Origin of the sequence: Virgibacillus tibetensis, from assembly GCF_036026595.1 — a bacterium.
GTDB classification, from domain to species: domain Bacteria; phylum Bacillota; class Bacilli; order Bacillales; family Amphibacillaceae; genus Virgibacillus_P; species Virgibacillus_P tibetensis.
This window is the reverse complement of record NZ_JARZFX010000001.1, coordinates 629,969-654,097: the sequence shown is the minus strand read 5'-3', so window position 1 is coordinate 654,097 and position 24,129 is coordinate 629,969. Positions and strand designations below refer to the sequence as shown.

Below are 24,129 nucleotides of genomic sequence, written 5' to 3'. Positions count from 1 at the left end.
AGCTACAAAGGAGAACGTTTAATGTATAAAACTAATGATATTGTATTACGCACAACTACTTCCTTAATAGCCTTTATTTTATTAGGATTTGCTGTATACCTATTGATAGCAGGGCATAATTCCCCTGGTGGAGGATTTGTTGGTGGATTGATGACATCCGGTGCAGTACTGCTGATGTATATGGCCTATGGTATCGAAGCGGTTAAAAAGATGCTACCGATAAACTTTCTTACGTTGATTCCGATAGGATTAGCCATCGCATTAGGTACAGGTATGGCGTCATTTTTATTTGGAGTTCCTTTTTTAACTCAAACCTTTGATTATTTTACGATCCCTCTTTTTGGTGAAATTGAGTTAGCAACGGCCATGATATTTGACATTGGTGTATACTTAACTGTAGTAGGTGTAATGATTACGATAATTTTAACTATTGCAACTGATCAGTAAATTATATGGGGGGGGAGAAAAAATCTAATGGCAAAAATACTTATAGTCGATGATGCTAAGTTTATGCGCGTAACGCTGGGGACCATCTTAAAAAAAGCAAATCATGAGATTATTGGTGAAGCAGAGGATGGAGAAGAAGCAATAAGGTTATACAAAGAATTAAAACCAGATTTAGTTACAATGGACATTACAATGCCTGTAATGAATGGTATAGATGCTATTAACAATATTATAAATATTGATCGTGAAGCAAAAATTGTTGTCTGTTCAGCAATGGGTCAACAAAAGGTAGTCGTTGACGCTATTGAATCAGGTGCCAAAGATTTTATAGTCAAGCCATTTGATGAAACTATTGTGCTTGATACTGTAAATCGTATACTAAATAGTTGCGATCAGATCATCACAAGTAACTAAGCTGCAAGAGAGAGTGATTCTAATATGTTTTGGTTGGTAGCTAGTACAATCGTTGCTGCTTTTATGGCTATTACTATGATATTTATGCGTTTAAAAGCTTCAAAAAAACCAGCCTCTGTTAAGAAAATTATCTTACCACCTTTATTTATGAGCACGGGAGCTTTTATGTTTGTTTTTCCGGAATTTCAAATTAGCTGGGTCCAATTCATTGAAGCGATTAGTGTTGGAATAATTTGTTCCATATTTCTGATCAAAACCTCTAAATTCGAAGTGCGTAATAAAGATATTTACTTGATACCGTCTAAATCATTTATTTTTATATTATTTGGGCTTTTGCTTTTTAGGATAATTTTCAAACTAGCAATCGGAAGTACCATTTCTTTTGGTGAAACAAGTGGGATGTTCTTTATCCTGGCATTTGGAATGATTATAACCTGGCGGGTATCTATGCTCTATCAATATATTCAACTTGAGAAAAAGGTAAATATAGTGACTTAAAAAAGCGTCTACCTTCTTGGTATAGACGCTTTTTTTATTTATCCTCATTATTTACTTTTATGATTAACCCGCCTAGCCGTTGAATAATCGTCCTTCGATTGTTCAAAAAAATGCTCGTATGGGGTAACATCTATTTCTTTCTGGCTCAATTTTTTCCTAAGAAACTTATGGTCTCTTTTCGGTGTAGCTATAATATAACCTTCTATCAAGATATCCTGAGTAATTCTTTCTCTATCTTTTTTTAATGCAACTTCACCAATTTTGCTCGCTATTTTATGTTTTGCTACATCTCTAAACAACTCAGGTACTGGAGAAACTAACTCTTCTAAGAGTTTCTTTTCGTCATTTTTCCACATATGCTTCGTTTGTTCCATGTAATATTCTTCCCAGTCCATCATCGATTTACCATCTTCCTTTGGCATCTTTTTTAAAAATTTACGAAACATAAAGAATCCGCCAATTGCCATGAACCCTATCATTAAAAATCCCCACAGTATAATAAGTAAATCGACAAAAATGCCCATAATTTCACCCTATTTCGCTTAAGTATTCTAGTTCACAGAAATATTTAATTTATTTTTTGCTATAGTTATAGTACTATTACAATAATTGGATGTACTGAAACATACTAATGATGTATCATTAATTATATTATATTAGCACAAATCTTACAAACAAGAGTCATATACAACTGCGTTATATCATAATTATAGAGATAAATGATTATTAATGTAACTTTTTGTGAAAAGGGGGATATATGGTGGGTTTTGAAGAAGATCTTAGTAATGGAACTGATAATGGCGAACAAACTCCAAAAATTCCAGATAATAAAAATATTCAAAAAGACTTTCCCGACCTATCGTCACTCCCTCCATTTATACTTAGATGGGTCGAACAGAACAGCAATGATATCATAACGGTGTGGGGGCATGATGGAAGAATCCTCTTCATCTCTCAGTCAATTGAACAGTTATTAGGTTACAAAACTATTGATCTGCGAGGTACTCACTGGTACGACAAAATTTCACCTGAAGATGTAAGTTACATAAAAAATAAATTCGAAAATCAACTTAATAAAACTCAACTATTTAAGGTTAATATACTAGATAGCCGAGGGAAATACATATGGTCTGAATGTACGGTAGCTAAAGTAAAAGATGAAAATTGTAAGACATATTTTATTTCGACACTCAAAGATATTACAGATAAAAAACAAGCGGAGGAAATGATGATTCGCTCCGAAAAAATGTCAGTAGCCGGTCAGCTGGCTGCAGGTATTGCTCATGAAATACGAAATCCTTTGACCTCCTTAAAAGGGTTCTTGCAGCTCTTACAGGCAGGAGTTAACCGAAAGGAAGAGTATTACAATATTATGATAGAAGAAATAGAAAAAATGGAATCCATTACATCGGAATTACTGTTTATATCAAAACCATTAACTGATAACAAAAAAGTGGAGTCCGTAAAAAAAATGATCGACGATGTAGTTATTTTACTTGAGCCACAAGCCAAATTAAAAACTATAAAAATTGAATGCTTCGTCTCTGAAAAGGAGTTTATTTATTGTGATCGTTCTCAAATCAAGCAGGTTCTTATTAATCTGGTGAAAAACGCGATTGAAGCAATGGATGAACCAGGTACTGTGAAGATAGCAGCAGACTCTAATAAAGCACATAGTGAAATAAATATAGTTGATGAGGGACCGGGAATACCAGAGGAGATAATTCATAAGTTAGGAGAACCATTCTTTACTACAAAACAAACGGGCACAGGTTTAGGATTAATGATAACGAAACAAATACTGGAGCGTCATGGTGCAGAGCTGAAAATAAACAAAAATGATACGGTAGGGAGTACATTTCAAATTATTTTCTCTACTACTATATGAAAATAAAAAATCATTGTATAATCAACGCTTTACCAATTATTAAATACGTATAACTAATAGTTATGCAATTACATAAGTTTTTAATATATAGTAACAAACATGTAACGTTTGTTTTATATGACGTTTTGATTTAAGATATATAAGTAGGTAATACTTTAATACAGTTGGTTAGTATTAGAGTATTTGAATTGGAATTAATTTTATTTTTTTGCCATATTTACGTATATATGAAATAAATATACATAGATATGGCGAAAAACATGAGCGAAAGGGGTAACAACATGGGGAATAGTAATGCATTTAATGCTAAAAAACAATTTGAATTAAATGGAAAAACGTACAACTATTATCATCTGAAAGTATTAGAAGAAAATGGATTAGGTAAGGTTTCACGTTTACCATTTTCTATTCGTGTTTTACTAGAATCATTGATTCGTCAGCATGACGGTCATCAGATTAAAGATGAGCATGTAGAAAGACTTTTACAATGGGGGACAAAGGAAGGCATCGGAGTAGATGTACCCTTTAAACCATCACGCGTAATTTTACAAGATTTCACAGGAGTTCCTGCTGTTGTCGATCTAGCATCACTTCGCAAGGCAATGGTGGATATGGGTGGAGAACCTAATAAAATTAACCCTGAAGTACCAGTTGACCTAGTTATTGACCATTCAGTACAAGTTGATCAATACGGAACATCTACTGCACTTAAAGCGAATATGGACCTGGAATTTGAACGTAACGCTGAGCGTTATGAGTTTTTGAATTGGGCACAAAAAGCTTTTGATAACTATCGTGCTGTACCACCCGCAACAGGGATTGTTCACCAGGTTAACCTGGAGTACATTGCAAATGTAGTTCACGGAATAGAAAATGACAATGGAGAGTACGATGCATATCCTGACACACTTGTTGGAACGGACTCCCATACAACGATGATTAACGGATTAGGAGTTCTTGGCTGGGGTGTCGGTGGAATTGAAGCAGAAGCTGGCATGCTGGGTCAACCATCTTACTTCCCTGCACCAGAAGTTATCGGAGTGAAATTCACAGGCAGCTTCCCTAACGGAACAACAGCTACTGACTTGGCACTTAAAGTAACACAGGTTTTACGCAATGAAAATGTAGTCGGTAAATTTGTCGAATACTTCGGTCCTGGACTACAGGATATGCCTTTAGCTGACCGTGCGACAATTTCAAATATGGCTCCTGAGTATGGTGCTACCTGTGGTTTCTTCCCTGTAGACGAGGAATCATTAAATTACCTGCGTCTAACAGGACGAGATGAAGAACAGATTGATTTGGTAGAACAATATTGCAAAGAGAATGATCTATGGTATTCTCCAGATCAGGCAGATCCTGAATACACAGAGATTATTGAAATAAATCTTTCCGACTTAGAACCAAATCTATCCGGTCCAAAGCGTCCTCAGGATTTAATTGCTTTATCAAATATGAAAAAAGAGTTTAACAAAGCAATTACTGCACCTGAAGGTAACCAAGGATTTGGTATGGATAAGTCAGTCTTCGATAAAGAAGTAACGGTAGAACATCCTAATGGCAATACATCTGTTATGAAAACAGGAGCATTAGCAATTGCTGCAATTACTTCATGTACCAACACATCCAACCCATATGTAATGTTGGGTGCTGGGCTACTTGCTAAAAAAGCAGTTGAAAAAGGGTTAGTAGTACCTGATTATGTAAAAACATCACTGGCTCCTGGATCTAAGGTAGTTACACGTTACCTGGATGATTCCGGTTTGATGCCTTACCTTAATCAATTAGGATTCAACTTGGTTGGATATGGATGTACAACATGTATTGGTAACTCTGGTCCACTACGTGAAGAAATCGAGAAAGCAATTGTCGATAGCGATTTAACTGTATCCTCTGTACTATCCGGCAACCGTAACTTTGAAGGGCGTATCCATCCATTAGTCAAGGCTAATTACCTAGCATCTCCGCCATTGGTAGTTGCATATGCATTAGCTGGTACTGTAGATATAGATCTTACTAAAGAAGCTCTCGGAACAGATAAAGATGGAAATCCAATCTATATGAATGACATTTGGCCTACGATGGAAGAAATAAAAGAACAAGTTGAAAATGTTGTTACACCTGAGATTTTCCGCAAAGAATATGAAAATGTATTCCAATCCAATGAAAAATGGAATGCAATTGACACAACAGATGAGCCTTTATTCGAATGGGATAATGAATCAACATATATTCAAAATCCTCCATTCTTTGAAGGACTATCAAAAGAAGCAGGTACTGTCAAGCCATTAAATAAATTACGTGCAATTGGTAGTTTTGGAGATTCAGTCACTACGGATCATATTTCTCCAGCAGGAGCTATTGCAAAAGACATGCCTGCAGGAAAACATTTGCAGGAAAAAGGGGTTTCGCCTAGAAACTTCAATTCTTACGGTTCACGTCGTGGGAATCATGAAATAATGATGCGGGGGACTTTCGCAAACATCCGTATCCGCAACTTGCTGGCACCAGGTACAGAAGGTGGTTATACCACATATTGGCCAACTGAAGAAGTAATGCCAATTTATGACGCTGCTATGAAGTATCAACAAGATGGTACTGAATTAATTGTTATGGGTGGTAAAGATTACGGTATGGGATCTTCACGTGACTGGGCTGCTAAAGGGACAAACTTACTGGGTATTAAGACGGTAATTGCCGAGAGCTTTGAACGTATCCACCGTTCGAACCTTGTGATGATGGGTGTACTGCCATTACAGTTCGAAAAGGGACAAAGTGCTGTTAAGCTTGGATTAACAGGTAGAGAAACATTCAATATTGAAATAAACGAAGATGTTCGCCCACAGGACCTAGTGAATATTACTGCAGTTGACGAAAATGGAAAAACAACTAAATTCAAAGCTGTTGCACGCTTTGACAGTGAAGTTGAAATTGACTACTATCGTCATGGTGGTATATTACGCATGGTACTGCGCGATAAAATGAAAGCATAAAAAGTATAAAATGCAAGAAAATACGCCTGCACATTTTTAGTGCAGGCGTATTTTTATAAACTAATGAATTTTTTCCGAACAATGAGGAGTTTATCTTTACAAAGCATCAAAAAGAACATACCATTTTATATAGATCGTCTATTTCTTTTAGTATGATGAAGGAGAATCGAGATGTATAAGCAATTAATCGGCATGGCCATTTTACTTGTATTAGCAGGTATAGTATTAGTGAATTTTGTGCAACAAAACTCTGAATCTAATAATTCCAGTGAATATAATAGTAGTGGAGACATAAATACGGAAGGTGGTGCTATAGCACCTGCCGAAAGCTCAGGAATTCAACCAGGTGAGGTGGCTCCAGATTTTGAGCTGGAAACAATTGATGGTACGATAGTGAAATTATCAGATTACCGTGGCAAAAAAGTAATATTGAATTTTTGGGCTACGTGGTGTGGTCCATGTCGTGAAGAAATGCCCGAAATGCAGGATTTTTATGATGAGCACGGGGAAAGTGTTGAAATATTGGCTGTAAATTTAACAGGTACAGAAATGAAGGAAAATGATGTGCATAATTATATAGATGAGTATAATTACACGTACCCAATCCTTTTAGACCGTAGTTTAAAAGTAAGTGATGAATATAGAGGTGGAATTGCGGTCCCCACGACCTATTTTATAGGAACAGAAGGAACAATCCAGCAACCAAGAAAAGTCGGAGTTATGACTTATGAATTTATGGAAGATATGGTTAATTCATTAAATTAATTTCTTTACATTATTATAAATATTAGAGGAAATGGCAATACTGCATGTAAAAGGGGTGATTAGCCATTTCTCTAAAAAAAAGAATGACGTTTGATGATTTAGTTCAGGAAAACCGTCAGCAAATTATGAAGGATCACTTACTTATGGAAAAAATTGAACAGAATCTGGAAATGAAAATGCATCAATCATTAAAACAAAAGAAAGTTAAGTGATTTTGAGCTTCTTCCTCTGGCTATAATGTGGGAGAGGCTTTTTCTTATGTCTGTTTTTAATAATTTATTAGACAAAAGATGACAGTCATTTCCTTAGAACCATTTTTTTCTGGTATAGGAACAGCTATTCGAGAAAAGATAGTAGTAGTTCTATTTAGAAAGGAGAATAGCGATGACTGAACATAATAGAAGGCCACAGCCCAAACCGGATGATCGTAGTGACAATGTGGAAAAGCTTCAAAATATGGTGCAAAATACGATTGAGAATATTGAAGAGGCACATGACACTATGAAGTTTTCCTCTGGTGAAGAGAAAGAGCAAATTAAAGCAAAAAACAAACGTCGTGAGGAAGCGATAGAAGGTATGCGTCATGAAATTAAAGACGAATACAGAGATCAGGATCAATTAAAATAAAAGAGAGGAGAACCTTTATTCCATATTTTGGGGTGCAGGTTCTCCTTTTATTTGGGGAAAATCATATAGGTCTCTCTTGATTATTTTCCTCTAACTTTATGTTATTATATGAATGGAACGAATTAATTAGGGGGATAAAACTTGAATAAAGTTCGTACAACTATCGATGTAAGGTATCAGGAAACAGATCAAATGGGTGTTGTTTATCATGCAAACTATCTGGTTTGGTTTGAAATAGGTAGAACAAAATACATTGAATTTCTTGGATTTAACTATGCAGACATGGAAAAAAACAATATTGTCTCACCTGTAACGAATGCAGAAATTTCTTTTAAAAAACCAATCCGATACGGAGAAAAAGTTACCATTGAAACATGGCTGGAAAAGTATGATGGTATTCGAACGGTTTATGCATACCATATTTTAAATACAGATGATGAAATAGCTGTGAGTGGTCAGACCCAGCATGTTATTGTAAGGAAAGATAACTTTAGACCATTATCATTAAGAAAAGCTTTCCCAGACTGGCATAAAGCCTATTTAAATCAATATAAAGGGGAATAACGATGGCTTTTGGAATAAAAAAAGAAGAACTTTTAGAATGGAAGAAAAATGTTACATCTGGAGAAATAGCCTTCCTTACTCACTACTGGCTCGATGACCGATTTCCTCATTGTAATACTGTTACCAAAGTAGGGTGTAGTAACCTCAAAAAATTAAAAACATGGGGAAAAAAGTACAATCTTCAACCAAATTGGATTCATATGGATGATTTGTACCCGCATTTCGATTTGTTTGGTGATCGTCAAAAGGAAATACTGTGCAAGGAGAACCAACGGGAGCATATCAGGAGATTTGACTTATAAAAAAGGCATTAGTGTAACGCCTTTTTTATAAGGTAAGAAAGTATAGATTTTTGGCTGCAATTAATTCTTACACTTAAACAACCACGTCCAGCTTCGACGGACAATTGTTTTCGGTGGGACGAGCAGCGCAGTCCCAGGACGTCCTAGTGCCGATGAAGCCACAGGATAAGGTAAAGCATCTATGAGATACATCGCACGCAGGAAAAGTGCTTTTCCTTTTCAAGGACGTGGCGTTTTCATCGGCCAGCGCCCAGGGACTAGCGAGACTTCTTTCACCTCTGTACGTCCCTATCCGGGCGCCCTGCGCTTTTGTTCTAAGTCAGGTAAGAAATAATTGGAAAAATTATAAAACCAGGTTAATCTGCTGGGGGAAAGAGGTTTGTTATTTTTAGTCTGTATTTTCCGCCTGCGCGGATATAGGTTTTTTGTTTTATCGGCTATAAAATCAACGTTTCATTGAGTTCCTCTCACCCTGAACGAAAGCTATTCTAGCTGCGAAAAGAGCTTTCTTATAACGACGTATGACCTTGTCAGTTATTCTTTATCAATATATTTAAACTCTGGTTCCTGTAATTTCCGGTTCATGTTTATTTTAAGATCGTATCCCTCAAAATACCATGCGTCCTTACCTTCTACGAAAAACGTTATATCCTCTATAGTTGTTGATGTATATATATCTATTGGCTTATCCATGCTGATGCCTAGTGAAAATCCAGGAATATGTCCTCCAAAACCGTACCTTGTATAAAATCTGATATGTTCAGCGGTATCTTTTATATCCAACTCACTTTTATACCATTTGGCAGCTTCTTTACTTATCAATAGTTGCAATGAAGGTCAGCTCCTTTTAGGTTAATAACATATTTGCAATCACCGTTTATAATTCTTTCTTTCAGGTACTAAATCTACTCCTCCATGGTGAAAGGGATGACATTTACTTATTCTTTTAATAGTTAAATATCCCCCTTTCAAGGCACCAAATCGCCTGAAGGACTCCAGTCCATATTCGGAACAGCTTGGATAAAAACGGCAAGTAGGAGGTTTTATCGGACTAATTGCCTTGCGGTAAAATTTAATTATTCCAATAAAGATATATTTCATAGTCAGGATCCTTTTCATTTAAAGTCATAGTTTAATTTGTCATAACTAACTGAAGCAATAGCGTCATGCATATGAATGGATTCTTCATTCCTGCAATAAACTTTAAATTTAGTTATATCGGTCATTTCATATAAATCTGCTGCAACCAAACGAACCATATCCTCTACAAAACGGGGGTTTTCGTATGCTTGTTCGGTAATCATTTTTTCATCCGGTCTTTTTAACACAGGGTGAAGCCTGGCGCTGGCATTACTCTCGGCAGCATCTAACAAGGCCTCTTTCCAATCGACTATCGTGTCATCATAATCATCTGTGAAAGATACTTCCATAGTAACCCTACCACGTTGATTGTGTGCACTATATTCACTGATTTCTTTTGAACAAGGGCATAGGGTTGTAATTAATACTGAGAGGCTCGCACTCAAGGTAAATCCTTTATCTTTTTCATAAACCACTTTCATGGTAACCTCAGCATGGTTCATTCCTCCCAACCCAGATTGTGGTGCTTTTCTTTCATAAAACCATGGGAAGGTAACTTCTAGTGTTGCATCCTTTTGTTCAAGCCGAACGGCCAACTCCTCTGTAAATGATTTAAGAGAAGTAAAGTCGGAGATGAATCCTTTTGTATGATAATGATTTAACTGCTCTGTAAAGCGACTCATATTCGTACCTTTACTCGTGTTATTTAAACTCGATGCGAAATAGAATGTGCCTATGGTTGTTTGAGTAGCAGGCTTTAATTTACTGTAAACCGTAATAGGATGCTTAACATTCGAAACACCAACTGCATCCAAATCAAATAAGAAATCTCTCTTTACATTTTGTAAGTCTGCCATTTTATTTTTTTCAACAGGTTTGGTTTTTTCTATTGGCATGACAGAGCCAAATAATTTATGTCGTTGTTCCTTGTTTGGTAATTGTTTTAGTGGGAATGTTTTTGTTTTATTCATCACATAATCCCCTTTCTCTATATAGCTAAACACAAGTATACTTAAGACACTATTAATATTCAATTTATTGGTTTTTTACTCTTATTCATTTACATCCATTTTATTTTTGGCTCTGTTTTATTCTTAATTCGCTTCAGGTTTTCACTATGCCTGTAAAAAACAAAAGCAGCAAGAAGTATAGTAACAATAATCAGTCCGGTATCTTGCAGGATGATAGAGACAATAATAGCTATTACGCTTGTAATCATGGACGATAGTGATACATATTTCGAAATATAAAGTGTTACTATAAAAGATAAAACAATAATAATAAATAATAATGGATTAATACCCAGGATAATTCCTGCTGATGTTGCGACTGCTTTACCACCCTTAAATTTGGCAAAAACAGGGTATGTATGACCGAAAACTGCAAATAAGCCAATAACTAAACGATATACTTCTGCATCAAATAAGAGTGGGATTAAAGTAGCAACCGTACCTTTTAGTATATCCGCTAAAGTGACAATGACTCCAGCCTTAACTCCCAGCACACGGAAAGTGTTCGTAGCACCTAAGTTTCCACTTCCATGCTGCCGAATGTCAATGTTATACCCAATCTTTCCTACCAGTAGCGCAGATGGTATGGAACCTAGTAGATATGCAATAATACCAAATAAAATATATTCCATGTTTCTTCCTTCTTTCCTAATTATAAAATAGAATATAATAATGCTTCTGTTCCTTATTTTAGCACGAAGTACGCGTGGAAAGAACCATAAATATATTCCTTATCAAGATATAGTGAAAAAAGTCTGTAAATGTTTGGAGATACGTTAAAGAGGGTATAAAGTAGGGTGATAGATAGCACTCATTCTTTTAAGGCTGTAGTGAAGGAGAAAAGACAATGATTGAGTTTGAAAATGTAAATAAGATATATCAAGATGGTACAACAGCTATTAAAAATTTTTCATTGAAGGTTGAAAATGGAGAGATTGTAACCTTGATTGGTCCGAGTGGGTGTGGGAAAACAACATCAATGAAGATGATCAATCGTTTAATTAAACCGACATCAGGGACCATCTACATAAATAATAAGAATATAAACGAGTATAATATTCATGAACTACGGTGGAATATTGGCTATGTATTACAAGAAATCGCTCTGTTCCCACACCTAACAGTTGAGGAGAATATTTCTCTTGTGCCAGAAATGAAAAAATGGAAACGCAGTGATATACGAAAAAGAACAGAAGAACTTCTAGAAATGGTTGGGCTCGATTCAGTTACATTTCTAAAGAGAATGCCAAGAGAACTGTCAGGTGGACAACAGCAACGAGTTGGAGTAATCAGAGCATTGGCAGCAGATCCGGATATTATTTTAATGGATGAGCCTTTCAGCGCCCTCGACCCCATAAGTAGAGAGCAGTTGCAAAAGGATATTCGTAAGTTACAAAAAGAAATACAAAAAACAATCGTATTTGTAACGCATGATATGGACGAGGCAATGGCATTAGGAGATAAGGTTTGTTTAATGAAGGATGGGGAGATTGTGCAAATTGATACCCCTCAAGAACTAATTCTGAATCCAGGAAATCAATTTGTTAAGGACTTTATTGGTGAGCGGAAATCTCCTTGGCAAACTGCAATTGATGTAATCGCTGATCAATCAAAAAGCAATGTAATTTCGAAAAAAAGTTATACAGAAGGTGCGTATTCCAATTCAGGTATGTATATCATCTGTAATGAAAATAATACGTATGCAGGAGCAATAAATAACGGAATTAAAGTTGACATTACGACATTACCTAATGATTTGCCTTTATATAAAGCAACAGAAATAATTCAGCAGACAAAAGAGCAATCGTTATTTCCTGTTTTGAAAGACCAGGCAGTAGTAGGGGTTATAAGTAATAAGGATATCGTTATGTATTTGAGGAGTAAAACAAAAATTGAAAATGGAGTTATGCAATCATGAGTGAATTTATCTCCGTTTTTCAAAACAGACAGGACATGCTGCTGGAAACGATATGGGAACACTTGCAAATCTCCTTAATCTCCTTAATTATTGCTATAGTCATTGCAGTTCCGTTAGGTTTACTTTTAACTAGATATCCTCGTGTAGCAGAACCTGTTATTGGGGTTTCTGCCATCATGCAAACGATACCGAGTTTGGCAGTATTGGCTTTTTTAATTCCTTTTTTTGGTATCGGAACAACGCCTGCGATAATAGCCTTAGCAGCATATGGTTTACTGCCAATATTAAGAAATGCTTATACAGGTATTAAGGAAGTGGATCCAGCTTTAAAAGAGGCAGCTACAGGGATGGGAATGAATTCACTAAAGCGTTTAACTAAAATAGAGCTACCTATTGCTATGCCAGTAATCATGGCAGGTATTCGTACTTCTATGGTTCTTATTGTTGGAACAACGACAATCGCTGCCCTTATTGGTGCAGGGGGCCTAGGAAAAATAATATTATTAGGACTTGATCGCGGAGCAGATGTTAATCTTATTTTATTAGGGGCTATACCCGCAGCATTATTGGCAATTTTTCTGGATGTAATTTTAAGAGGATTCGAGCATATTTCCAAGCGAGCTGGATTCAAATCATTTATTGCTATGCTGGTTATTGCAATTCTTATAGTAGTTTCACCTTTCTTTATGAATACTTCAAAAGATCCAGATTTAGTTATTGGAGGGAAACTAGGATCAGAGCCTGCCATCCTAATAAACATGTATAAATTATTAATTGAAGAGGAAACAGATTTAAATGTTGAGCTTGAACCTGGTCTTGGTAAGACAGCATTCGTTTTTACTGCACTTCAACAAGGCAGTATCGATATGTTCCCTGAGTTTACAGGTACGGTTATTGTTACACACTTAGAGGAGGATGCCGTAAGCAATAATTCCACTGAAGTATATGAACAGGCACGACAGGGTATGAAGGAAAAATATAATATGACTCTTTTAGAACCAATGATGTTTAATAATACGTATACGGTTAGTACTACGAAAGAACTTGCAGAGCAGTATGGATTGGAGGATATTGGCGACTTAAAGCAAATAGAGGAACAAATAACAGCGGGCTTTACGTTAGAATTCAACGATAGATACGATGGCTATGTAGGTATGCAGGATATTTATAATCTCAGTCTCGGAAACGTACGGACCATGGAACCGGGCATTCGACAAGATGCTCTGTCAAATGGAGACGTAGATATAATAGATGCTTACGCAACGGACAGTTATATGATAGAGTTAGATTTAGTAACTTTAAATGATTCTGAAAATCTATTTCCTCCCTACCAGGGTGCGCCTTTGTTACGTGAAGATACACTGGAGAGGTTTCCTGAACTGGAAGAAGTATTAAATCAGCTCGGCGGCAGGATAACAGACGATGAAATGCGTCAAATGAATTACGAAGTGGATTATGAAGATAAATCGCCATATGAAGTGGCGAGGAAATTCTTAGTAGAAAAGGATTTACTTGAAAATTGAGGAGGATGCATGAATGTCTTGGGATAATCCAACGAATGAAAAGATTAAGGAAGTTTTGGAATCAGCTCATACGATTGCAGTAGTAGGTCTGTCTGACGACCCTGGCAGAACGTCTTATCAAGTTTCAAAAATTATGCAGGAAAGTGGATACAAAATTATTCCAGTGAATCCAACGGTAAAGGAAGTTCTGGGAGAAAAAGCTTATCCATCACTAAGAGATATCCCTGAAAAAGTAGATATTATTAATGTGTTCAGAAGACCGGAGTTTCTGCCTGAGATAGCAAAAGAAGCAGTACTAACGGACTGCAGGGTATTTTGGGCACAACAGGGTATCGTGAATCAAGAGGCATATGATTATTTGAAAGAACGCGATTTTACTGTCGTTATGGACTTATGTATTAAAGTAGTTCATGCTGTTTTAGTCAAAAAGTGAGCGCTTCACAGGATGGCAAAGAGTTGTCATCCTGTTTTCTATTTTATACAATAAGTTTTTAGTTATAGTATACTTAATAGCGTGTTCTAAGGTAATATGATTCTTGTGCAGTTTAATTCTTCTATTTACAATGGGAAACATTCGTTCTAATATAAGAGAACACTATTAATTATAAAACTTTTAGAAAGGAGTCGATGAGGGTTGACTAAACAATCTGCAACATATAGTGATGACTCGATCCAAGTTCTAGAAGGTCTTGAAGCAGTCAGAAAAAGACCGGGGATGTATATAGGCAGTACTGACTTACGCGGTTTACATCATCTAGTATTTGAAATAGTTGATAATGCGGTTGATGAAGCCTTGGCAGGATATGGAAACTTAATTAAGGTAACTATACATAAAGATAATAGTATTTCTGTTGAGGATAATGGTAGAGGTATACCTACTGGGATACATAGCACTGGTATTCCTACTACGGAAGTAATTTTTACTGTTTTGCATGCTGGAGGTAAATTTGGGCAGGGAGGCTATAAAACGAGTGGTGGTTTACATGGAGTAGGTGCTTCTGTAGTAAATGCATTGTCCGAGTGGCTAGATGTTACCATTTTCCGAGATGGTTATACATATTACCAGCGGTTTGAAAATGGAGGTAAGCCTGTTGGGTCAATTGAAAAGCAAGGACCAACAAAAAAGAAGGGATCGATTATACATTTTAAACCAGATTCCACCATATTTCCTTCCATTGTTTATGATTTCGAAACCTTATCAGAAAGATTAAGGGAATCAGCATTTTTACTAAAAGGGTTAAAAATTGAATTGGTGGACAGCCGTAAAGAGGAGAAAGATACTCATGAATATCCTGAGGGCTTAAAAGCATTTGTAAAATACTTAAACGAAGAAAAAGATACCTTACATCACGTGGTGTCCTTTGAAGGTGAACAACAGGGAATTGAAGTTGATTTTGCCTTTCAATTTAATGATGGTTATGCAGAGAGTATGCTTTCCTTTGTAAATCATGTCCGTACCAGAGATGGAGGTACACATGAATCGGGAGCACGTACAGCCATTACACGGACGTTTAATGAATACGCAAGAAGGACTGCTCTATTAAAAGAAAAAGAAAAGAATTTAGAAGGAACGGATATTCGTGAAGGTTTTACAGCAATTATTTCTGTAAGAATTCCTGAAGAAAAGTTACAATTTGAGGGACAAACGAAAGGTAAATTAGGAACAACTGAAGCACGATCAGTAGTTGATGCTGTTATTTCAGAAAAACTATCTTACTTTCTCGAAGAAAATCCTGATATATCTGGTTCATTAATAAAAAAATCCATCAGTGCAAAAGAAGCCCGCGAAGCTGCACGAAGAGCCCGGGAAGATGCTAGAACAGGGAAGAAAAAACGTAGAAAAGATACGATGTTAAGTGGTAAGCTTACACCTGCTCAATCAAAAAATGCTAAGAAAAATGAACTGTATTTAGTTGAGGGTGATTCTGCGGGTGGCTCTGCAAAGCAAGGAAGAGATCGAAAGTTTCAAGCAGTTCTGCCATTAAGAGGTAAAGTTATAAATACCGAAAAAGCTAAGTTGGAAGATGTATTTAAGAATGAAGAGATTTCTACAATTATCCATACAATTGGTGCTGGTGTAGGAGGCGACTTTGATCTGGAAGATGTCCGGTATAATAAAATCATAATAATGACTGATGCGGATACCGATGGTGCACATATACAAGTATTACTGCTGACATTTTTTTATCGATACATGCGTTCACTTATAGAAAATGGTAAAATATTTATTGCATTGCCACCTCTATTTAAAATCTCAAAAGGCAAAGGGAAAAAAGAAAAAATAATTTATGCCTGGGATGAAAAGGAAATGAAACAGGCGATTAAAGTATTTAAAACCGGATACATGATTCAACGGTATAAAGGTTTAGGTGAGATGAACGCCGATCAGTTGTGGGAAACAACGATGAACCCGGAAAGCCGTACACTCATCCGTGTTACCCTAGAAGATCTGGCCAGAGCTGAACGAAGAGTCACGACTTTGATGGGAGATAAAGTAGAGCCTAGAAGGAAATGGATAGAAAATAATGTAGCCTTTGGTATGGAAGAAGACGAAAACATATTAGATAATGACAAAATCCATACGTAACAACAAGAGCGCTTGTTTAGTTCTTTAAAAAAACTTAAATATAGAAATAATTAACATAAAGGGGGGGTTGGTTTGACACAACCAGAAACTTTTTTAGATCTTTCGTTAGAAGAAGTAGTAGGGGATAGATTTGGAAGGTATAGTAAATACATTATTCAAGAAAGAGCATTGCCGGATGCAAGAGACGGCTTAAAGCCTGTTCAGCGCAGAATCCTATATGCAATGCATGAAGAAAAGAATACACACGATAAAAATTTTCGTAAATCTGCCAAGACCGTTGGTACTGTAATAGGTAATTACCATCCACATGGTGATTCTTCAGTTTATGAAGCAATGGTTCGTTTAAGTCAGGACTGGAAAGTTCGGAATGTGTTAATAGAAATGCACGGTAATAACGGAAGTATTGATGGTGATCCACCTGCTGCCATGCGTTATACGGAAGCACGTCTTTCTACTATTGCCTCTGAATTGCTACGGGACATTGACAAAGAAACGGTGGATTTTATTCCGAATTTTGATGATACCAATTCTGAACCAGTTGTATTACCTGCAAAGTTTCCAAATCTTTTAGCCAATGGGTCGACGGGTATCTCTGCAGGATACGCAACTGATATACCTCCACACAATCTTGCAGAAGTTATTGATGCTGTAATAATGAAATTGGAGAAGGACTCCGTTACCGTGGATGAACTGATGGATGTTATAAAAGGTCCTGATTTCCCAACTGGAGGAATTGTACAGGGTATTGACGGTATAAAGAAGGCGTTTGAAACAGGTCGCGGAAAGATAATGATTCGGGGAAAAGCTAAGATTGAGGACCTTCGTGGGGATCGCCAACAAATTGTTATTGATGAAGTTCCCTACGAAGTAAATAAAGCAAATATGGTAAAAAAAATGGATGAATTGCGGATTGATCGTAAAGTAGAGGGGATTGCGGAGGTTCGAGATGAAACAGATCGAACTGGTTTAAGGGTTGTTGTAGAACTTAAAAAAGGCGTTAACAGTGAGGGTATATTAAATTACCTTTATAAAAATACAGATTTACAGTTAACCTACCATTATAATATGGTGGCAATTCAAGATAAAACCCCGAAACTATTATCCTTACCACAGATGCTTGATGCCTATATCTCTCATCAAAAAGAAATAGTAACTAAACAAACAGAATTTGATCTGAAAAAAGCAAGAGACCGATCTCATATTGTAGAGGGTCTAATTAAAGCGATTTCTGTTTTGGATGAATTAATTGCTACCATTCGCTCATCGAAAGATAAACAAGATGCGAAGAAACAAATTATTGCTAAATTTGAATTTTCCGATGCACAAGCAGAGGCTATCGTAACGCTTCAATTATATCGATTGACAAATACAGATATAACCTCATTGGAAAAGGAAGCAGCTGAGCTTCGAAATAGTATAGTAGAGCTGGAGTCTGTTTTAAATAGTGAAAAAAAGCTTTATCAAACAATCAAAAAAGACCTGAAGCAAATAAAAAAGACATTTGCAGATAAAAGAAAAACAGTTATTGAAGACAAAATAGAAGAGCTGAAAATTAATATAGAAGTAATGGTAGCGAGTGAAGATGTGCTTACTTCAGTAACGAAAGATGGGTATGTTAAACGAACGAGCCTTCGTTCCTACGGTGCTTCGAATGGCCAGGATTTTGCCATGAAAGAAGAGGATCATTTAATTGGTTTGACAGAGTTAAACACCACAGATAAACTACTTCTGTTTACTAATAAAGGTAAATACGTAATACTGCCCGTACACGAATTACCAGATATTCGCTGGAAGGATATTGGCCAGCATATCTCAAACATTGTTACCTTCGAAAAAGATGAACGGATCGTCCAATGTATTCCTGTTCGTGAATTTGCAGAGGATCATTACCTGTTATTCTTTACAAAAAATGGAATGGTGAAACGAAGTGAGTTCAAGCTTTATAATGCATCAAGACACTCTAAAGCATTAATTGCTCTTAATCTGAAAAAAGATGATGAAGTGGTAAATGTATACCAAACAAGCGGCAATTCAGATGTGTTTATTTCCTCGAACAAAGGATTTGGCTTATGGTACCATGAATCAGATGTGTCTGTAGTCGGACAGCGCGCTGCCGGGGTGAAGGCAATTCAACTTAAGGAAAATGAATATGTGGTTAACGGGGAGGTCTTTGATGACTTATCTGAACCTACGGTCGTTTTAATTACTCAGCGCGGCGCATGTAAACGAATGAAGTTACGAGAATTTGAAAAAACCAGCCGCGCTAAACGTGGATTAGTTATGTTAAGAGAACTTAAAAGTAAACCACATCGAGTCAGAGGATTTTTCATAGTAAATGAAAATGATACGATTAGTTTCCAAACTACTAATGGTGAATCACACACTATTTTTCCTTTGGAATTATCAACTAGTGACCGTTCCAGCAATGGTTCATTCGTCATTGATGCAGATAACCATGGTGAAGTTACTGAAGCATGGAAGGAAGCTACCTACCGCAAACCATTTGATGATACAAAAGACTAATATGCTTAGCAGACAGTTTACTATAAGCTGTCTGTTTTATGAGTTTAAATGAAAGCGCTTTATATTTTAAACAATATATGGTAAGATTAAAATAAATTTTCTGAAGGAGGGTTTAATACGGATTTACGTCATAAGATTATTCAGTCGTCTTTACTATTGTTTGAGAAGAATGGTTTTCATGGTGTAACAGTTAACCAAATTGTCGAAGATGTAGGGACATCCAAAGGGGGATTCTATCATCATTTCACTTCTAAGGATGAGCTGCTGTTCGTTATTCACGATACGTTTATAACCTATGTGCTGGAAAAAGCAACTATCGCTAATGATACATACCAGTCACCAACGAAGAAACTGCAGGCAATTATAAAGGATTTTGTAAAAGTATTTGACCTTTATAAACCTCATATTTCTGTTTTTTATCAAGAAAATATTTACTTAAAACCTCAGTATGAAACCCTGGTCAAGATTAAAAGGGACCAATTTAAACAAATTGTTATTCAAGCGATCAAGGAAGGAAAATTATGTGGAGAATTCAGGGAAGACCTGCCAGTAGAAATTACTGCAATGGCCATTCTCGGAATGGTGAACTGGACATATAAGTGGTATCAGCAATCAGGTGATAAAACAATTGATGAAATTGGAGATATTTTTGTAGACTTAATTTTACATGCTGTCTTGCAAGTAGAAACACTATCAAGTGCAACGTATGAGGATATATTAATTGAGAAACCCTTCTTTTCTGTATAAAAGAAGTTTTTTAACAGCTTTAACAGACCAACCAGTCGGTCTCACTGCTAAATATCAGGAGGATGAGCATGAATTTTGAATTGACTAAAGAGCAACAGATGATAAAGAAGATGGTGAAAGATTTTGCTGAAAAGGTTATTCAACCAAGAGCCATTGAGATTGATACAGAGGCGAAATTCCCAGTTGATATCTTTGATCAGATGGGAAAGTTGGGCTTATTGGGAATACCTTTTCCTGAAGAATATGGAGGATCAGGTGGAGATACGCTTTCTTATGCGCTGGCAGTCGAGGAAATTGGCCGAGTATGTGGAAGCACCGGTTTGAGCTATGCTGCTGCAGTATCGCTCGGAGCCAGTCCAATATATTATTTTGGTACAGAAGAACAAAAGGAAAAGTTCCTAACACCATTAGCAAATGGTACGGCTCTGGGTTCCTTTGGATTAACTGAACCTAATGCTGGCTCTGATGCAGGTGGTACCAAAACTACAGCGACAATTGATGGTGACGACTATGTTATTAATGGGGAAAAGTGTTTTATTACAAATGCGAGTTTTGCTGAAACCATTATTGTAACAGCAGTTACAGGAAAAAATGAAAATGGCAGGAATATTATTTCGGCGATTATTGTTCCAACAAATACTGATGGCGTGAAAATCACTAGTAATTACGACAAAATGGGTGTTCGTGGCTCAGATACAGCAGAAATCGTACTGACGAATGTACGTGTACCTAAAGAAAACCTTCTTGGGGATCCTCAAAAAGGGTTCAAGCAATTTTTGTATACGCTTGACGGTGGTAGAATCTCTATCGCAGCACTAGGATTAGGAATAGCTCAAGCATCACTGGAAAAGGCGCTAAGCTACGCAAAAGAAAGAACTCAGTTTGGTAAACCGATTTCCAGCTTCCAGGCTATTCAATTTAAGTTGGCTGATATGTCTATGGAAATTGAACTTGCTAGAAATATAGTTCACAAAGCAGCTTGGTTGAAAGATAATGAGAAACCATTCAGCAAAGAGGCAGCATATGCCAAGCTTTACGCAACAGAAACTGCCTTCCGTGCTGCTAATCAAGCGATCCAGATTCATGGTGGGTATGGTTATATGCGTGAATACGAGGTTGAGAGATACTTACGTGATGCGAAACTATTAGAAATTGGAGAAGGCACATCTGAAATTCAACGTTTAGTAATTGCCAGACAACTAGGCTGCTAGTATTCAATAGAAAGGAGAAAATTCATGTCTCTTATTAAATCAACAGTTGGTGAATTATTAGAAGAACAAGTGAATTTATATCCCGATCATGAAGCAGTTATCTACCCAGAATTAAATTTACGCAAGACGTATCAGGAATTTAATGAAATGGTAGATCAGGCAGCAAAAGGCTTCATGTCGCTAGGAATTAAAAAAGGGGAAAACGTTGCTATTTGGGCAGATAATAAACCTGAATGGCTAACTACCCAATTTGCTACAGGAAAAATGGGAGCAGTACTAGTGACAGTGAACACAAATTACCAGGCAAAAGAATTAGAGTATCTTTTAAAGCAATCAGAAGCGACAACGTTAATAATGGCAGAAAGTTATAAGGGAACTTCTTATATAGATATTCTAAAACAAGTTTGTCCGGAATTGACAGGTGCTGAAAAAGGAAAATTAAATTCTGAAGTTTTGCCGCTTTTAAAAAATATTATTGTATTAAGTGACAATGACTATTCCTATAGTTATACATGGGAAGAGATTATGGATTACGGAAGAGTTGTTAGCTTTGGTGAATTGGAGGAACGCAAAAAGACTTTACATTATGATGATGTAATTAATATGCAGTATACATCAGGTACGACGGGATTTCCTAAGGGAGTTATGCTGACACACTATAATATCGTTAATAATGGAAACCAAATTGCTGACTGTATGAAATTAACCTATGAAGACAGGCTCTGTATTCCAGTCCCATTTTTCCATTGCTTTGGATGTGTATTAGGTGTACTCGCTGCTGTTTCGAAAGGCACAACAATGGTTATTCTGGAACAATTCAATGCAGAGAAAGTTCTGCAGGCGGCAGCAGAGGAAAAATGCACGGCACTTCACGGAGTACCAACAATGTTTATTGCAGAATTAAATCATCCTGACTTTAGTTCTTATGACCTGTCCCATTTGCGTACAGGGATTATGGCTGGTTCTACTTGTCCGATTGAAGTAATGACAAACGTAATGGAGAAAATGGGGGCACAGGAGATTACAATTGCTTATGGGCAAACTGAGTCTTCCCCCGTTATAACACAGACAAGAACGGATGATCCTATTGAGTTGAAAGTAAGCACGGTAGGTAAACCACATCCGAATGTTGAAGTAAAAATAACCATTCCCGGTACAAATACAGAACAGGAAGTTGGCATTCCCGGTGAGCTGCTTACCCGAGGATATCATGTTATGAAAGGCTATTATAATAACCTAGCCGCAACGAATGAAGCAATCGACGATGATGGTTGGCTTCATACAGGAGACTTAGCGGTTATGCATGAAAATGGCTATTTGGAAATTACAGGAAGAATAAAAGATATGATTATCCGTGGGGGAGAGAATATTTATCCGCGGGAAGTAGAAGAGTTCTTATACCAGCATCCAGATGTATTGGATGTTCAAGTAGTAGGCTTACCGGACGAAAGGCTTGGAGAAGAAATTATGGCATGGATCATTTTGAAGGAAGGTAAACAAACAACAACTGATGATATTCGGAAATTTTGTGAAGGCAATATTTCGAGACATAAAATACCTAAATACATTGAGTTCATCGATGAGTATCCAATGACAGCCAGTGGCAAAATTCAAAAATTTAAGTTGAAGGAAAGCGCTATAAAACAACTTCAGAAATAGGAGAGAGTTTATGATAAAAAAAGTACTTATAGCAAATCGCGGGGAAATAGCAGCACGCATTATCAGAACTTGCAAAAGACTGGGAATTATAACTGTTGCTGTCTATTCTGAAGCAGATCAAAAAGCTCCATATGTTTCATTGGCAGATGAAAGTTATTTGATAGGCCCACCACGTGTCAACGATAGTTACTTAAATACAGAGAAGATATTCTCAGTTGCAAAAGAGGCAGGTGCAGATGCAATTCATCCTGGTTATGGCTTCCTGAGTGAGAATGATCAATTCGTAGAAAAATGTGATCAAGAAGGTATTATTTTCATTGGTCCCAGCAGTAAAGTTATGAAGCAAATGGGAAGTAAGATTGAAGCAAGAATTGCAATGCAAAAAGCGGGTATCCCGGTAGTTCCTGGAACTGATGTGGCTATATCGTCGATAGAGGAGGCGATAGAAATTGCCCACGGTATCAGTTATCCGGTGATGTTAAAAGCGTCTGCAGGTGGTGGGGGAATTGGGATGCAAGTCGTATCTTCTGACGAAGAGCTGTCGAAAGCATTCGAAAGTAATTCAAAGCGTGCCTTAACATTTTTCGGTGATGGGTCAATGTTTATGGAGAAAAAATTAGAAAATGCCCGTCATATTGAAATCCAGCTTTTAGCTGATCACCACGGAAATGTAGTTCATTTATTCGAAAGAGATTGCTCTATACAGCGTCGGAATCAAAAAGTTGTTGAAGAGGCACCATCGACGTTCATTTCGCAGCAAACCAGGGATGCGATGGGAAAAGCATCTGTGAAGGCCGCTAAAGCACTTGGTTATACAAATGCAGGCACTATTGAATTCTTAGTGGATGAAGACGAAAATTTTTATTTTCTTGAAATGAATACGAGAATCCAGGTTGAACATCCTGTAACAGAAGAGATAACAGGACTGGATATTGTTGAAGAACAGTTGAAAATAGCAAATGGGAAAAAGTTAGAGATTACACAGGAAAATTTGGCTATTAATGGGCATGCAATTGAAGTACGGATTTATGCGGAAGATCCGGTAACATTTTTTCCATCGCCAGGTCATATCACCACGTTTGTGATGCCTGAAGGTGAACATATCCGCAATGAAACAGCAGTAACAGGTGGATTTGATGTTACACCTTATTATGATCCGATGATTGGAAAGCTCATCGTTAAGGGTACAACGAGAAATGAAGCGATTTCCTTATTAAAGGATGCGCTTCTCATGTACAAAGTAGAAGGTATAAAAACGAATATCCCCATGCTTTTAAAAGTCGTGGATAATGAACAATTTAAAAAGGGAAATATTTCGACAGCATTTGTTGAAGAACATTATTTACCGGAAATGAAAACAAACTAAGGAGGAA

24 protein-coding genes are annotated in these 24,129 nt (G+C 36.7%); 19 read left to right on the top strand and 5 right to left on the bottom strand.

The features are described from left to right. Positions 1 to 21 precede the first annotated feature (21 nt). Genes QGM71_RS03685 through QGM71_RS03675 form a run of 3 tightly spaced genes read left to right on the top strand, consistent with a single transcriptional unit; the run spans position 22 to position 1,359 of the window. A complete protein-coding gene (locus QGM71_RS03685) occupies positions 22 to 447 on the top strand; it encodes a Na(+)/H(+) antiporter subunit B (protein ID WP_327606153.1) in 426 nt (141 codons plus the stop codon). Between the two features lie 27 nt (positions 448 to 474). After that, positions 475 to 861, top strand: coding sequence for a response regulator (locus QGM71_RS03680; RefSeq protein ID WP_327606152.1), 387 nt, complete (start codon positions 475 to 477; stop codon positions 859 to 861). A gap of 24 nt (positions 862 to 885) precedes the next feature. Further along, on the top strand, positions 886 to 1,359 hold the full coding sequence (locus QGM71_RS03675; RefSeq protein ID WP_327606151.1) for a CcdC family protein: 474 nt from the start codon (positions 886 to 888) through the stop codon (positions 1,357 to 1,359). 47 nt (positions 1,360 to 1,406) lie between these two features. Here QGM71_RS03675 and QGM71_RS03670 read toward each other — a convergent pair whose 3' ends face one another. After that, complete coding sequence (locus tag QGM71_RS03670) at positions 1,407 to 1,883, bottom strand: DUF2621 family protein (RefSeq protein ID WP_327606150.1); 477 nt, start codon at positions 1,881 to 1,883, stop codon at positions 1,407 to 1,409. A gap of 236 nt (positions 1,884 to 2,119) precedes the next feature. Between QGM71_RS03670 and QGM71_RS03665 the strand changes: the two genes are divergently transcribed. From QGM71_RS03665 to QGM71_RS03635, 7 genes are all read left to right on the top strand, one after another. Beyond that, positions 2,120 to 3,247, top strand: a complete 1,128-nt coding sequence (locus tag QGM71_RS03665; protein WP_327606149.1) for an ATP-binding protein — start codon at positions 2,120 to 2,122, stop codon at positions 3,245 to 3,247. A 281-nt stretch (positions 3,248 to 3,528) separates the two neighbouring features. Beyond that, a complete protein-coding gene (gene acnA, locus QGM71_RS03660; RefSeq protein ID WP_327606148.1) occupies positions 3,529 to 6,240 on the top strand; it encodes an aconitate hydratase AcnA in 2,712 nt (903 codons plus the stop codon). Between the two features lie 171 nt (positions 6,241 to 6,411). Next, positions 6,412 to 7,005: a redoxin domain-containing protein gene (locus QGM71_RS03655; RefSeq protein WP_327606147.1), complete on the top strand. Its 594-nt coding sequence runs from the start codon at positions 6,412 to 6,414 to the stop codon at positions 7,003 to 7,005. Between the two features lie 83 nt (positions 7,006 to 7,088). After that, on the top strand, positions 7,089 to 7,217 hold the full coding sequence (locus QGM71_RS03650) for an FbpB family small basic protein (protein WP_327606146.1): 129 nt from the start codon (positions 7,089 to 7,091) through the stop codon (positions 7,215 to 7,217). A gap of 172 nt (positions 7,218 to 7,389) precedes the next feature. Beyond that, entirely contained in the window at positions 7,390 to 7,632 is a 243-nt protein-coding gene (gene tlp, locus QGM71_RS03645; protein ID WP_327606145.1) for a small acid-soluble spore protein Tlp, read from the top strand. Positions 7,633 to 7,773: 141 nt separating this feature from the next. Next, the gene (locus QGM71_RS03640) at positions 7,774 to 8,196 is read left to right on the top strand and encodes an acyl-CoA thioesterase (protein WP_327606144.1); all 423 of its coding nucleotides are present in this window, start codon (positions 7,774 to 7,776) and stop codon (positions 8,194 to 8,196) included. A 2-nt stretch (positions 8,197 to 8,198) separates the two neighbouring features. Next, positions 8,199 to 8,498: a hypothetical protein gene (locus QGM71_RS03635; protein ID WP_327606143.1), complete on the top strand. Its 300-nt coding sequence runs from the start codon at positions 8,199 to 8,201 to the stop codon at positions 8,496 to 8,498. 534 nt (positions 8,499 to 9,032) lie between these two features. On the opposite strand, the gene QGM71_RS03630 is transcribed toward QGM71_RS03635, so the two are convergent. The 4 genes from QGM71_RS03630 to plsY all read right to left on the bottom strand — a co-directional run bounded on the left by QGM71_RS03630 (position 9,033) and on the right by plsY (position 11,220). After that, positions 9,033 to 9,329 (bottom strand): HesB/YadR/YfhF family protein, encoded by a 297-nt coding sequence (locus tag QGM71_RS03630; RefSeq protein WP_327606142.1) that lies wholly within the window; start codon positions 9,327 to 9,329, stop codon positions 9,033 to 9,035. Positions 9,330 to 9,368: 39 nt separating this feature from the next. Continuing rightward, complete coding sequence (gene yidD, locus QGM71_RS03625) at positions 9,369 to 9,599, bottom strand: membrane protein insertion efficiency factor YidD (protein ID WP_327606141.1); 231 nt, start codon at positions 9,597 to 9,599, stop codon at positions 9,369 to 9,371. Between the two features lie 14 nt (positions 9,600 to 9,613). Continuing rightward, entirely contained in the window at positions 9,614 to 10,549 is a 936-nt protein-coding gene (gene folE2 / locus QGM71_RS03620; protein WP_327606140.1) for a GTP cyclohydrolase FolE2, read from the bottom strand. 89 nt (positions 10,550 to 10,638) lie between these two features. Continuing rightward, positions 10,639 to 11,220 carry a glycerol-3-phosphate 1-O-acyltransferase PlsY gene (plsY, locus tag QGM71_RS03615; RefSeq protein ID WP_327606139.1) on the bottom strand — a complete coding sequence of 194 codons (582 nt, stop codon included), beginning with the start codon at positions 11,218 to 11,220 and terminating at the stop codon, positions 10,639 to 10,641. A gap of 215 nt (positions 11,221 to 11,435) precedes the next feature. Between plsY and QGM71_RS03610 the strand changes: the two genes are divergently transcribed. The 9 genes from QGM71_RS03610 to QGM71_RS03570 all read left to right on the top strand — a co-directional run bounded on the left by QGM71_RS03610 (position 11,436) and on the right by QGM71_RS03570 (position 24,122). Further along, a complete protein-coding gene (locus QGM71_RS03610) occupies positions 11,436 to 12,506 on the top strand; it encodes an ABC transporter ATP-binding protein (RefSeq protein WP_327606138.1) in 1,071 nt (356 codons plus the stop codon). Continuing rightward, positions 12,503 to 14,029 carry an ABC transporter permease/substrate-binding protein gene (locus QGM71_RS03605; protein ID WP_327606137.1) on the top strand — a complete coding sequence of 509 codons (1,527 nt, stop codon included), beginning with the start codon at positions 12,503 to 12,505 and terminating at the stop codon, positions 14,027 to 14,029. Before QGM71_RS03610 ends, QGM71_RS03605 begins: the two co-directional genes overlap by 4 nt. 13 nt (positions 14,030 to 14,042) lie before the next feature. Next, positions 14,043 to 14,462 (top strand): CoA-binding protein, encoded by a 420-nt coding sequence (locus tag QGM71_RS03600; protein WP_327606136.1) that lies wholly within the window; start codon positions 14,043 to 14,045, stop codon positions 14,460 to 14,462. A 201-nt stretch (positions 14,463 to 14,663) separates the two neighbouring features. Further along, the gene (gene parE / locus QGM71_RS03595; protein ID WP_327606135.1) at positions 14,664 to 16,616 is read left to right on the top strand and encodes a DNA topoisomerase IV subunit B; all 1,953 of its coding nucleotides are present in this window, start codon (positions 14,664 to 14,666) and stop codon (positions 16,614 to 16,616) included. A 72-nt stretch (positions 16,617 to 16,688) separates the two neighbouring features. Then, positions 16,689 to 19,139 (top strand): DNA topoisomerase IV subunit A, encoded by a 2,451-nt coding sequence (gene parC / locus QGM71_RS03590; RefSeq protein WP_327606134.1) that lies wholly within the window; start codon positions 16,689 to 16,691, stop codon positions 19,137 to 19,139. Between the two features lie 135 nt (positions 19,140 to 19,274). Then, on the top strand, positions 19,275 to 19,886 hold the full coding sequence (locus QGM71_RS03585; protein WP_327606404.1) for a TetR/AcrR family transcriptional regulator: 612 nt from the start codon (positions 19,275 to 19,277) through the stop codon (positions 19,884 to 19,886). 68 nt (positions 19,887 to 19,954) lie between these two features. Next, complete coding sequence (locus tag QGM71_RS03580; RefSeq protein ID WP_327606133.1) at positions 19,955 to 21,097, top strand: acyl-CoA dehydrogenase family protein; 1,143 nt, start codon at positions 19,955 to 19,957, stop codon at positions 21,095 to 21,097. Positions 21,098 to 21,121: 24 nt separating this feature from the next. Further along, positions 21,122 to 22,756 carry an AMP-binding protein gene (locus QGM71_RS03575; RefSeq protein ID WP_327606132.1) on the top strand — a complete coding sequence of 545 codons (1,635 nt, stop codon included), beginning with the start codon at positions 21,122 to 21,124 and terminating at the stop codon, positions 22,754 to 22,756. Positions 22,757 to 22,766: 10 nt separating this feature from the next. Beyond that, the gene (locus QGM71_RS03570) at positions 22,767 to 24,122 is read left to right on the top strand and encodes an acetyl-CoA carboxylase biotin carboxylase subunit (protein ID WP_327606131.1); all 1,356 of its coding nucleotides are present in this window, start codon (positions 22,767 to 22,769) and stop codon (positions 24,120 to 24,122) included. The last annotated feature ends 7 nt before the right edge of the window (positions 24,123 to 24,129 follow it).